We start from the raw sequence: 12,336 nt of genomic DNA, 5'->3' as shown, positions 1-12,336 counted from the left end.
TATTTACCCAAGCTTTACCTTGATTGACGGCGCCTGACCTTGCCTCCGCTAAAGTGGACTCATCCGGTCGATACCGGCTCTCAAAAAGGAGAACCTTATGCGCAAGATGATTCCCGCCCTGCTGTTCGCTTCCCTGCTGCCTACCTTGTCTTTTGCAGCACCTGCGCCAGCCGATGACATGCCGCCGCCCCCGCCCGGCATGCATATGGACGGTCCCAAGGGACATCGCGACATGATGGGCGGCCCGTTCCGGGAGCTTGATCTAACGCCTGAGCAGCACCGTACCATCGGTAAGCTGATGGGTCAGGAGATGCACGATCGCCAGGACATCATTCACAAGTACCTGGACAAGTTGCCAGAAAAAGAGCGCCAGGCCATGAAGGATGAGCTCAAGGCCAACCGCGAAAAGACGCAGAAGACCATTCGCGATCAGCTCACGCCTGATCAGCGCAAAAAGTTCGACGAGCTGGCCAAGAAGCAGGAACAGCGCAAAGCGGAATGGGCTGAATTCCAGCAGTGGAAGAAAGAACACAAATCCAATTGACGCTTGAAACTGCCCAGCCCGGTTAGTCCGGCTGGGCAGTTTTCCATCCAAACCAGGGTTCCACATGGTCTTGAGAACATTGTTCTGGCGAATATTCGGTACCTTCTGGCTGGCAATCCTGTCGGCAGTCGGCCTGACCATGCTCCTGGGGCATATTCTCGATCAAGATTCCTGGATCCTTTCCCGCCATCCTGGCCTTCAACAACTGCCCGCCAAGTGGGTCGAGCGCTACGAGCATGAAGGCGAAGACGCGGCCCAACGATTGCTCGAACACCGCAAGCGCCGCTTTGGCGTCGATATACAGGTACTGGGCGAGAACGGGACGCCACTGGTGCCCGGCACCCTCCCTCCGCACGTTATGGAAATGGAAAAACGCGGCCCCAGAAGACCGCCGCCCTGGCGCCGGATTACTACAGAATATACCAGCAGCGAAAGCGGGCGCAGTTATCTGTTCATTTACCATATCCCACTGCCCGAGCTGAACGCCTGGCGGCGCGATTCAGTGCTCTTCCCTATCAGTGTATTGGTCATTGCCTTTGTAGTTCTGACGCTGTTCAGTCTGCTGTTAACGCTGGCGATTACCCGACCCTTGAACCGCCTGCGCAGCGCTGTGCATGATCTGGGACGTACGGCCTATCAGCAGGACAGCCTTGCCAAGCTTTCTCGGCGAAGAGACGAGTTTGGCGTACTGGCGCAAGACTTCAACCGAATGGGCGACCGCCTGCAAAGTCTCATAGTCAGCCAGCGTCAACTGCTTCGAGACGTCTCTCACGAGTTACGCTCGCCTCTTGCCCGACTTCGCATTGCCCTTGCGCTGGCCGAGCGCGCGACCCCTGAAGATCGCGCCGCCATGTGGCCCAGGCTGGAACAGGAATGCAATCGTCTGGAAACGCTGATCGGTGAGATCCTGGCGCTGGCCCGCCTGGACGGCGAATCTGGCGACAGGGCAGACATCCCTCTGAATGCACTCATCGAACACCTGTGCGATGACGCTCAGCTGACCGCACCCGAGCAGCGGATCGAGGTAAATGTATCCGCCACCCTGATGCTGCACGGATGGCCTGACCTGCTCGAACGCGCCATCGATAACCTGATCCGTAATGCACTGCGCTTCAATCCACCTGAAACGCCTCTGGAAATTACAGCCCACCAGACCGGGGAAACACTGACTATCGTAGTGCGCGATTATGGCTCAGGGGTGGCGGATGAAGACCTACCACGGTTGGGCGAACCCTTCTATCGTGCAGCCAACCAGACGAGTCAGGGTTACGGCCTGGGCCTGGCCATCGCCCGGCGCGCGGTCGAGCGACACGGGGGAAAGCTCGTGTTCGCCAACCATCCCGAGGGTGGGTTCGTCGCCACACTGGAGCTTCCCGCAAGCCTGATTACGCCGGCCAAGTCTTGACGAATTGCTTCGTTTCCAACGCTACCGGCTTGCGCGGAGTAACGTCCGGCGTCCCCAGGTAAATGAAACCGACGATTTCCTCGTGAGCACCAATGCCCAGCCCTTCGCGTACGACAGGATCATGCGTGAGATCGCCGGAGCGCCATATAGCGCCTAACCCCATGGCATAAGCTGCCAGCTCCAGAGCGTGAGCGGCACATCCTGCTGCCAGGATCTGCTCCTGCGCAGGTACTTTAGGGTGCTCTTGAATGCAGGCCACAGCCACCACCAGCAAAGGCGCACGCATAGGCATGTTACGCGCCTTGGCCAAGGCTTCGGGCGGGCTCTCTGGGCGTTGAGCCAGAACCGCCCTTGAAAACAACTCGCCCAGCGCCTGGCGCCCTTCCCCCTGAATCGTCAGGAAGCGCCAAGGGCGCAACTGCTTATGATCGGGCGCCCTTAACGCGGCAGCAAAGAGGGTTTCCAATTGCTCTGCCGTAGGGGCGGGCTCGGTCAAGCGAGCAACGGAAACGCGGTTGAGCAGCACATCGAGTGCATCCATGAACACCTCTTTTCATCAAAACGATCGTTGTTGTACAGACCGGCTGAATTGTGCCATTACTCCATGCCAAACTTCTGCTCATCGGTAACAAGTAAAGACTTTGGACGAGAATAACGACCTCAGATAAGATCGCGCTCGCCAGCGACGCTATTCTGGCACAGCTCTTTGCAAGACTTTTGAGGGTTACTATGGCATCACTTCTTCTTCCAGATGGTTCGATTCTATGAAGTTTCTGACCCATCGACACGCCAACAGCCCATCCGAGTACCTAGGCGAATACTATTCTCGCGCATTGGCCTATCTTGCCCTGGCAGCCACCATTGCCGCAGGCGCCTATGCCCACCACTTCGCATACAACATTTTGTGGCTGGTGCCTTATACACTGCTGTATCCCCATGTGGCTCAACAGGTCAGCATACGCTTCCGCCGCAACCGCAACCAGGAAACCGACCTGATCCTGCTGTTCATCGACTCGGTGCATGCGGGTATCAGCATTCTGCTGCTGGGCTTTTCGCTGGTGCCCAGCTTCATGGTCCTGCTGCTATTGACGTTTACCTCCCTGTTGATGGGAGGGGGCCGCTATGCTGCTATTGCATTGCTGACAGCCTTCAGCGCTCTACTGGCGACCAGTGCGGTCGCGCTGGAGCACATCGAACCGCACACACCGCTTCTGGTTACCTTTGTCAGTATCGTAGGCACCAGTCTGCACCTCTGCATGACAGCGTACTTCATGTATGAACAGCGGCTTCGCCTGCGTCAGGCGCAGGAAGAGCTCAAGCTTGAACATGAAAAAGCTGCGAACCTGGCCCACAATCTTTCTAAATACCTGCCTTCTCAAGTATGGGAGTCGATCTTTACCGGTAAAAAGAACGTCATCCTGGAGACCCAGCGTAAAAAGCTCACCGTGTTCTTTTCCGACATCAAAGGGTTTACGGAGCTGTCCGAAGAGCTTGAAGCCGAAGCACTGACGGACATGCTCAACAACTACCTCAACGAGATGTCGAAAATTGCCATCAAGTACGGTGGTACGATCGACAAGTTCGTTGGGGACTGCGTCATGGTGTTTTTTGGTGACCCCAATACCCAAGGCGCGAAGAAGGACGCGGTTGCAGCGGTATCCATGGCCATCGCCATGCGCAAGCACATGAAAGTTCTCAGGCAGCAGTGGCGTAGCCAGGGCATTACCAAGCCTCTGGAAATCCGAATGGGCCTCAATACGGGTTACTGCACGGTCGGTAACTTCGGTGCCAGCACACGGATGGACTACACGATCATCGGCCGTGAAGTAAACCTTGCCAGCCGGCTTGAAAGTGCGGCCGATGCCGGGGAAATTCTGATCAGCCATGAGACCTACTCGTTGATCAAGGACGTCATCATGTGCCGGGATAAAAGCCAGATCAGCGTAAAGGGCTTCAGCCGTCCGGTTCAGATCTATCAGGTTGTGGACTTCCGCCGTGATCTGGGCGCTTCACCCAGTTACATGGAGCATGAAGCCCCAGGCTTTTCCATGTACCTGGATACCAATAGCATCCAGAATTATGACAAGGAAAAAGTCATCCAGGCCTTGCAGCAGGCTGCTGAAAAGCTGCGAGATAAAGTCATTCTCTGACTCAGGGGCAGCGCATTGCTGCCCCTCCTTTCCTACCGACTGATTCGGTGCACCACCTCATCAAGCCGGATCACCCCCTGCCGGGCGAATTTGGCGTTTTCCGCCAGTACATCATTGCGCTCCAGACAGGTCAGCCCCCAAGCAGAGCCATATAAGGCATGGAGTTCGTGCTCTGACACTGAAAACGGTGGGCCCGCGCGCTTGTCCTGGTCATATTCAAGAGTTACGAGGAGTCCCTTCGCCTTGGCTGGCATAAGCCTGCCCATTTGCTTAACGTAAGAAGGTCTCATATTTTCCGGCAAGGCAATTAAAGCTGCTCGGTCATAGAAGCCAGCGCATGCCGCCACTTGCTCTGCGCCTACCTTGAAGAAATCACCTTGCACAATTTCATAAGGTCCCGCCTTGTAGAGCACCAGATCACCGCGCTTTTCCTGCATAGGACTCAGCCCCTGCTCGGCAAAGAATGACTCGACCGCCACCTGGGAGAGTTCAATGCCCACGACCTGATAGCCCTGCTCTGCCAGCCAGACCATATCCAGTGTTTTTCCACAAAGCGGAACCAGTACACGCGACCCGGCAGCTAGCTCCAATGACACCCAGTTTCGTGTGAGATAAGCACTGACTTCAGGCACGTGAAAACCGATCTCGTTGCGCTCCCACTTGGATATCCAGAATGCTGCTTCCACATGACCTCCTTGCTGATAACTAGACAGTAGGCATCCAACACCCGAAAACAAAAAGCCCCGGCACAAGGCCAGGGCTTTTTGCAGATCACACTGCTTAGTCTTCGCGATAACGACGCAGACGCAGCGGCTTGCCACCTACACGCGTATCTTTCAGACGATTCAGCAGCCCTTCGAGTCCCTCTTCCGGCAACTCGATCAGGCTGAAGGATTCACGGATCTGAATACGACCAATCGCCTCGCGTTGAACACCACCCTCATTAAGGATAGCACCCAGCAGGTTTTTGGCAGCGATGCCATCACGTGCACCAAGGGCTGTACGGCAACGTACGCGACCCTCCGGCAGTGGTGCCATCGGACGACGATCACGTGGCTCGCCACGCTCACTGCGACCACCACTGCTCTGACGCTCGCCACGATCGGAGCGAGGCGCCGGTGTCAGCGGCTGCTCACGGCGAACCGTGTCGATATCCAGCGCACGGCCAGCAGTCAGCTTGGCCAATACCGCAGCGGCCAATGTTGTCGGATCACACTGCAGACGCTCGCACAGCTCGTCACGCAGCGCACCGCGGTTTTCTTCTGCGTCCGCGAGTAGCGCACCCAGACTGTCCGCCAGGCGGGAAATGCGGGCTTCCAGTACCGCTTCGGCATCGGGCAGGCGAATCTCGCCAACCTTCTGACCTGTTACACGCTCGATGACCTGCAGCATGCGACGCTCACGCGGCGTTACTAGCAGCAGCGCACGACCTTCACGACCGGCACGACCTGTACGACCGATACGGTGTACGTAGGACTCTGGGTCATAGGGCATGTCGATGTTCAGTACGTGCGTGATACGAGACACGTCCAGACCCCGCGCAGCAACATCTGTTGCAACCACGATGTCCAGCGATCCGTCCTTGAGCGACTCGATCACTTTTTCTCGCTGAGCCTGGGGCATGTCGCCGTTCAAGGCACTGACGCGATAGCCTTGACGCTCGAGCATTTCAGCCATGTCCAGCGTGGCTTGCTTGGTACGCACGAAAGCAATCAGGGCATCGAAGTTTTCCACTTCCAGCAGACGCAGCACGGAGGCTGGCTTCTGATCAGCGTGAACCATCAGGTGAGCCTGTTCGATACGGGCAACTGTCTGGGTCTTAGCTGCAATGCGGATGTGCTTGGGCTCTTTCAGATGACGCTCGGCGATCGCACGGATCGACGGCGGCAGCGTAGCGGAGAACAGCACGGTCTGACGCGACTCAGGCATCGCTTCGAAAATGAATTCGAGATCGTCCATGAAGCCCAGCTTGAGCATTTCATCCGCCTCGTCGAGTACAAGACGTCCAACAGTGGACAGTATCTTGTCATCCCGACGAAGGTGATCACACAGGCGGCCTGGCGTAGCAACCAGAACCTGAGCGCCCAAACGCAGCGTGCGCAGTTGTGGGCCCATGGGCGCGCCACCGTATAAGGCAACGACCTTAACGCCCGGCATTTCTGTTGAGTAGGTTTCGCAGGCTGTTGCCACTTGCAGGGCCAGCTCACGGGTTGGCACCAATATCAGGACTTGTGGCTCACGGCGAGCAGGGTCGATACGGGACAGCAACGGAAGCGCAAAAGCGGCTGTCTTGCCAGTACCCGTTTGAGCCTGGCCGATCATGTCGTGGCCAGCCAGAATGACTGGAATCGACTGGGCCTGAATAGGAGAAGGTTCTTCGTAGCCAACGGACTTGATTGCCGCCAGTACGTTAGGATTAAGATCGAGAGCGGCGAAACCGCCGATTTCCTGGGTCATTGTCTTGCCTCTGTACATCGCAAAGACCCAAGACCTAGTGCTGCTAATTTCCGATAGACCGAAGTCACCCAGGCAGACGAGGTGAGGATTTGCGAATGAGTAAATTACGTGGTGTTACATCTGGAATAGTTCGCACTGCAAGGCTATGGCCGGTGCGAACCGGGAAAATGCAGTTCCTGAACGGAAAGGTCTGAAAAGACCGAGGCGTATCATACCGGAAAACTCAGGATTAGCCCAGCCTTTCTCAAAAATGCTTTCAAGGCTAAGCATTTAGCTCGCCGGACGAATCAGATCGACCAGATGGCCCAGTGAGTAACCAGTCTTCTCCTCCATGGCACCGATACGTACCGACAGTCCGCTCCGGTCCAGGGTTTGCTCGAAGCTGGCCGGCACCAGAATGATGACATTACCCTCAGGCACCGGGCACTCCCAATAGTGGTGCCTGAACATGCCACGCAGGAATGCAGATCCCAGGGGCTTGTCATCGGTACTGCTCCACTGATTGATGATGAGCCAGCCACCAGGATTGAGACGGCTCTGGCAGCCTGTCAGAAACCCCCATGCCAAGTGAGCGGCTGAGGGGCCTACATCCGTATAGAGGTCGACGAAAATCAGATCGGCTGGCTCGCAGCTGTCCAGCAGATCCATCGCATCGCCAATGCGGATATGCAGGCGCGGATCGTCACCAAGACCGAAATACTGTCGAGCCAGCGGCGGTACCGCTTCGCGCAGCTCGATTGCCTCAACATCCTGCAATGGCAGATGATCAAGGCAGGCACGCGTTAGTGTTCCGGCACCCAAGCCCATGAATACCGCCCGCCGTGGTTCAGGATGGCAAAGCGCGCCCATCAGCATGGCCCGGCCATACTCATATTCCAGCCAGCCGGGATTGGCAGTCGATACGCAACTCTGCTCGATTTCGTCTCCAAACTCGAGAAAGCGGTATTCTCCTGCTTCCACGACTCGAATACGACCATGTTCGTCGTGTACTTCCGCCAGTAACCGCTCCTGAGTGTCCATGTCGACTCCTTTATACAGAGCACACCATCTTAGGCAGACTGATATAGCACGTCTATCAGCGCCAAAGGCTATTAATCGGTTAACATGCCTGCCCAATTGGATAATCTGTAAAGCAAGTAGCCATCATGACTCAACCCTGGAGCCCTGACAGCTGGAGAGCACTGCCCATCCAGCAACAACCCGTCTACCCCGATGCCAAGCGTCTAAACGACGTCGAGCGCACCCTGGCCGGCTTTCCACCGCTTGTATTTGCAGGTGAAGCCCGTGAATTGCGTCGCCAGTTTGCCGAAGTTACCCATGGCCGGGCGTTTCTGCTTCAGGGCGGTGATTGCGCGGAGAGCTTTGCGGAGTTCTCTGCCGGCAAGATCCGCGATACGTTCAAGGTGCTGCTACAGATGGCCGTGGTGATGACCTTTGCCGCCGGGTGCCCTGTGGTCAAGGTAGGTCGCATGGCCGGCCAGTTCGCCAAGCCTCGCTCTTCGGGTGAAGAAACCCAGGATGGCGTCACGCTGCCAGCCTATCGCGGCGATATCGTTAATGGCATCACCTTTGATGAAGCCAACCGCGTACCGGATCCTCAGCGTCTGCTGCAGGCCTATCACCAGGCGACGGCAACCCTGAACCTGTTGCGTGCCTTCGCTCAGGGCGGCTTTGCCGACTTGCATCAGGTACATAAATGGAACCTGGACTTCATTGCGAACTCGGCTTTGGCCGAGCGCTACCATCAACTGGCGGACCGCATTGACGAAACTCTCGCCTTCATGCGTGCCTGCGGACTGGAAAGCGCACCGCAGCTTAAGGAAACCAGCTTCTTTACCGCTCACGAAGCCCTGCTGCTCAATTATGAAGAGGCGTTTGTCCGTCGTGACAGCCTGACGGGTGACTGGTACGACTGCTCTGCGCACATGCTCTGGATTGGCGACCGTACCCGCCAGCCCGACGGCGCGCATGTGGAGTTCCTGCGGGGTGTCAATAACCCGATCGGCGTAAAGGTTGGACCGACGACGTCAACGGAAGACCTGATACGCCTCATCGATACGCTGAACCCGAACAACGATCCCGGCCGTCTGAATCTGATTGTACGGATGGGCGCCAACAAGGTGGGTGATCACCTGCCCCGCCTGATTCAGGCTGTACAAAAAGAGGGCCGCCTGGTGCTCTGGAGTTCGGACCCGATGCATGGCAACACGATCAAGGCTTCCAGTGGCTACAAGACGCGTGACTTTGCCAGCGTTCTATCGGAAGTTCGTGAGTTCTTCCAGGTGCATCAAGCCGAAGGCAGTTACGCGGGCGGCATTCATATCGAGATGACCGGCCAGAACGTGACTGAGTGCATTGGGGGGGCGCGACCTATTACCGAGGCCGGCCTGTGCGACCGCTACCATACCCACTGTGACCCACGTCTGAATGCCGACCAGTCTCTGGAACTGGCCTTCATGATTGCGGAAACCCTCAAGCAGGTCCGCCGCTGACCTTAGCCAGCGGTGCCTTGAGCACCGCTGCACTGCCATGCAGACTGATCTCCGCCAGGCCAAGCCAGTTGGCCAACTGGCGGAGATTGGTTGCCAGCGAACGACTAGCCTCCTCGCTCAAACGTCCCTCCTCACCATGCAGGGCATGTACCGCCAGCCGGTCATGGGCGCGCTCAGCCCGCAGGTCTACCCGTGCAACCAGGTGCTCATTGAAGAGAAAAGGCAAGACATAGTAGCCATACACTCGCTTATGAGCAGGCGTATAGAGCTCCAGTCGATACTTGAAATTGAACAATCGCTCCGTACGGGCGCGCTCCCAAATGAGCGAATCAAAAGGTGATAACAGCGCGCTCACGTGTCGCGCGCGCAGGGATTGCTGCGGTTCGCCAAGGCTAAAGGCCGGCTTTTTCCAGCCCTCTACAGTCAGCATCAGCAGCTCGCCGGATTCCACCAATTCTGCGATACGCACCTTGGCATCAGCAGGATCGAGCCGGTAATAATCTCTTAGGTCCTTTTCGGCCGCCACACCCATGGCTGCTGCGCTTCGGCGGATCAACTCGCGCTGGGCCTCCGCCTCACTCAGTAGCGGTTTTTCTCGTATGGCCTTTGGGATCACCCTTTCAGGCAGATCGTATAGACGTTCAAAGCCACGCCTGCCTGCCACCGTTACTTCTCCAGCCGCAAATAACCATTCGAGTGCCTTTTTTTCGACGCTCCAGTCCCACCAGGGTCCCGCCTTGCCGACTCGGGTCGTCAGGCTTCCCGCGCCAAGCGCGCCCCGTTCCCGTACCGCCTGTAGCACCGCTTCAATCACGGCGCGCTGCTCACGCCCAACCCGTGCCAGCTCCCGATAGATGCCTTGCCCCTGAGCGGCCCGCTCCATGCGCCAGCGCATCAGCGGATAATCCTCCATAGGCATCAGGGAGGCTTCATGCCCCCAACACTCGAACAGCTGGTGCGGTTTCTCCAATGACCATGCCATCTCATCCAGAAGCTTTCGGGGATAGAACCCAAGCCGGGAAAATAATGGCAGGTAATGTGACCGCACGAGCGCATTGACCGAGTCGATCTGCAGGATGCACAAGCGCTTCATTAACGCTTCGATATGCCGATGCCGTACCTCGCCCCTGGGCTTGAAGCCGTAAAAGCCTTGGGCCGTCAGGGCGAGTCGGCGAGCCTCTTTCAACGACAGGGACAAAGGGACAGACATGATGAATTCCAAGGACCAGGTACGGACACCCTAGTCAACCCTCTGCCAGACATCAACGCGAAAACGGCCCCTCCCAGAACCATTTGGAACCCTCCCGCTCTGCATCCGCCCGGCTCAAGCCCAGATCCTTCAAGGCGTCATCACTTAACATCGCCAGGGTTTGGCGTTGCCTGGCCTGCTCACGCCAAGCCCTGATGACTCCATGTGTTTTCTGCCAGAACAAGAGAGCCGATATTTTGCGGCGCGCACTATCGGAAGCCTGGATAACCTCATGAGCGTTCATGCTGATACCTCCTCTTCATGTAGTGGCATCATTCTTGGCCCGCGTCTAAGATCAATCCAACGAATAGTTCTGATGCCTTGCATTCAGGAGATTGATGATTTGAGCCTTTTCCCCAGTATTGACAGTGAACTCTTGCGCACCTTTATCGCCATTGCTGACAGCGGTGGCTTCACGCGTGCGGCCGAGGTCGTCAACCGAACCCAATCTGCCGTTAGCATGCAGATGAAACGTCTCGAGGAGGATATCGTTCAACGTCAGCTGTTCGATCGAGAGGGACGCCAGGTTCGCCTCACGGCTGAGGGTCAGGTGCTGCTGGGATACGCTCGCCGTATCATGGCGTTGCACAGTGAAGTGCTGAATACGCTACGCGAGCCCCATATGGTAGGTACCGTTCGCATCGGGACTCCTGATGATTACGTTATGCGCTTTCTGCCCGGTATTCTGTCACGCTTTGCTCAGGCCTATCCGCTTGTGCAAGTCGAAGTTCAGTGCGAGACATCAGCGCAGCTGTTGCAGCGGCATGACCTTGATCTGAGCATCGTGACCTGCGAGCCAGGCCACGAAATCGGTCAGTTCCTTAGAGAAGAACCCGTTCGCTGGATGCAGGCCATTGGCAGCTCCGCTCTTGAGCGAAGCCCGTTGCCTGTAGCGGTCTTCAATCATGGCTGTTTTTGCCGTCTATGGATGTGCAATGCCCTGGAGACAGCGGGCATCGATTACCGGGTTGCCTATAGCAGCCACAGCCTGTCGGCCATCCTGGCCATGACCGGCACCGGTCTTGCCGTAACAGCGCAATTGCACAGCCTGGCTACGCCAGAACTGGAAATCATCAACGAGGAAGAAGCCGGTCTGCCCCGCCTGCCCTCCGCCCGGATCATGCTGGTTCGTAATTCGAACACTGAGTCCCAAGTTACGGAGGCCTTCGCAAACTTCATTGTCGAAGGCTTCCGTCTTGGCTGATCATTTGAGCGCAAGCAATATGGCGCATACCAGAAGAAAACCGCAAAACAGCCCACGCAGCAGACGCTCCGGCAAGGCGTGGGCCATTCTTACACCCCACCCGACGCTGAAGAAACCACCAATTGCCAGTGGTATGCCAATAAGCCAGTCGACCTCATGATGAATCGCATAGGTTGCCAGCGTAATGCTGGTGGCCGGGAGCGCCATGGTTAGCGAGAGCCCCTGCGCTACGACTTGGGACAGGCCGAAGACACTCGTCAACATGGGGGTCGCAATCACCGCGCCGCCTACGCCGAAGAGGCCTCCTACCAGACCGGCAAACACGCCCAGCACTGCCAACCAGGCGACTCCAGGTGGATTGGTCACCGTATGGCTCTTCATGCGCAGCTGCCAGAGATTGTAGGCCACAAGAAACAGCAGGAAGACTACAAAGCCTTTTCTCATCAGGTCTGCATCCAGCCCTACCGCCAGCATCGCTCCTGCAATGGCTGACAGGATACCCGCTCCCGAGAGAATACCTGCACGGCGCCAATCGATGCGATTGCGTTGGTTGTACTTGATGATTGACACCAGCACATTAGGAACGACCATGACCAACGCTGTGCCTTGTGCCAACTGCTGATCGAGCCCGAAGAGCAGCCCCAGCACAGGGATCGCAATCAGACCACCCCCAATTCCAAAAAGACCACCCACTACGCCCAGAACACTACCCAGCAGGATATCAAGCACAATCGCCGTTACATCCATACATCATCCTGTCCATCACTGTGCTTTGGGCCAACGAAACACGGCCCACAAAAAAGCCCGGCATCAGCCGGGCTCTTGTGACACTCGC

General features: G+C 57.0%; 11 protein-coding genes and 1 pseudogene. 5 read left to right on the top strand and 7 right to left on the bottom strand.

Going from position 1 to position 12,336, the window contains the following annotated elements:
• The first annotated feature begins 97 nt into the window (after window positions 1–97).
• Complete coding sequence (locus JQR90_RS08580; protein WP_010798035.1) at window positions 98–544, top strand: hypothetical protein; 447 nt, start codon at window positions 98–100, stop codon at window positions 542–544.
• Window positions 545–614: 70 nt separating this feature from the next.
• Entirely contained in the window at window positions 615–1,949 is a 1,335-nt protein-coding gene (locus JQR90_RS08575) for a HAMP domain-containing sensor histidine kinase (protein ID WP_434140777.1), read from the top strand.
• On the opposite strand, the gene JQR90_RS08570 is transcribed toward JQR90_RS08575, so the two are convergent.
• Window positions 1,930–2,490 carry an NAD(P)H nitroreductase gene (locus tag JQR90_RS08570; protein WP_239380610.1) on the bottom strand — a complete coding sequence of 187 codons (561 nt, stop codon included), beginning with the start codon at window positions 2,488–2,490 and terminating at the stop codon, window positions 1,930–1,932. The two genes, JQR90_RS08575 and JQR90_RS08570, sit on opposite strands and share 20 nt — an antisense overlap.
• A gap of 223 nt (window positions 2,491–2,713) precedes the next feature.
• On the opposite strand from JQR90_RS08570, the gene JQR90_RS08565 reads away from it, so the two are divergent.
• Window positions 2,714–4,099 (top strand): adenylate/guanylate cyclase domain-containing protein, encoded by a 1,386-nt coding sequence (locus JQR90_RS08565; protein ID WP_010798032.1) that lies wholly within the window; start codon window positions 2,714–2,716, stop codon window positions 4,097–4,099.
• A gap of 32 nt (window positions 4,100–4,131) precedes the next feature.
• On the opposite strand, the gene JQR90_RS08560 is transcribed toward JQR90_RS08565, so the two are convergent.
• The 3 genes and pseudogenes from JQR90_RS08560 to JQR90_RS08550 form a co-directional block, all read right to left on the bottom strand.
• Window positions 4,132–4,785, bottom strand: coding sequence for a thiopurine S-methyltransferase (locus JQR90_RS08560; RefSeq protein WP_434140727.1), 654 nt, complete (start codon window positions 4,783–4,785; stop codon window positions 4,132–4,134).
• Between the two features lie 94 nt (window positions 4,786–4,879).
• Window positions 4,880–6,587, bottom strand: a pseudogene (locus tag JQR90_RS08555) (DEAD/DEAH box helicase).
• Window positions 6,588–6,826: 239 nt separating this feature from the next.
• On the bottom strand, window positions 6,827–7,576 hold the full coding sequence (locus JQR90_RS08550; RefSeq protein ID WP_434140726.1) for a spermidine synthase: 750 nt from the start codon (window positions 7,574–7,576) through the stop codon (window positions 6,827–6,829).
• 125 nt (window positions 7,577–7,701) lie between these two features.
• Between JQR90_RS08550 and JQR90_RS08545 the strand changes: the two genes are divergently transcribed.
• Window positions 7,702–9,048: a class II 3-deoxy-7-phosphoheptulonate synthase gene (locus JQR90_RS08545; protein WP_010798028.1), complete on the top strand. Its 1,347-nt coding sequence runs from the start codon at window positions 7,702–7,704 to the stop codon at window positions 9,046–9,048.
• Here the strand turns inward: JQR90_RS08545 and JQR90_RS08540 are convergent.
• The gene (locus JQR90_RS08540) at window positions 9,029–10,258 is read right to left on the bottom strand and encodes a winged helix-turn-helix domain-containing protein (protein ID WP_434140725.1); all 1,230 of its coding nucleotides are present in this window, start codon (window positions 10,256–10,258) and stop codon (window positions 9,029–9,031) included. The two genes, JQR90_RS08545 and JQR90_RS08540, sit on opposite strands and share 20 nt — an antisense overlap.
• 52 nt (window positions 10,259–10,310) lie before the next feature.
• Window positions 10,311–10,541, bottom strand: coding sequence for a DUF1127 domain-containing protein (locus tag JQR90_RS08535; protein WP_150347573.1), 231 nt, complete (start codon window positions 10,539–10,541; stop codon window positions 10,311–10,313).
• Window positions 10,542–10,640: 99 nt separating this feature from the next.
• On the opposite strand from JQR90_RS08535, the gene JQR90_RS08530 reads away from it, so the two are divergent.
• Window positions 10,641–11,501, top strand: coding sequence for a LysR substrate-binding domain-containing protein (locus JQR90_RS08530; protein WP_010798025.1), 861 nt, complete (start codon window positions 10,641–10,643; stop codon window positions 11,499–11,501).
• Here the strand turns inward: JQR90_RS08530 and JQR90_RS08525 are convergent, their stop codons facing one another.
• Window positions 11,502–12,248, bottom strand: a complete 747-nt coding sequence (locus JQR90_RS08525; protein WP_125887970.1) for a sulfite exporter TauE/SafE family protein — start codon at window positions 12,246–12,248, stop codon at window positions 11,502–11,504.
• Window positions 12,249–12,336: the final 88 nt, after the last annotated feature.

Origin of the sequence: Pseudomonas sp. JZ114 (assembly GCF_051027705.1) — a bacterium.
GTDB lineage: Bacteria > Pseudomonadota > Gammaproteobacteria > Pseudomonadales > Pseudomonadaceae > Chryseomonas > Chryseomonas luteola.
The sequence above is the reverse complement of the archived record's forward strand: the minus strand, read 5'-3'. Positions and strand labels throughout refer to the sequence as shown.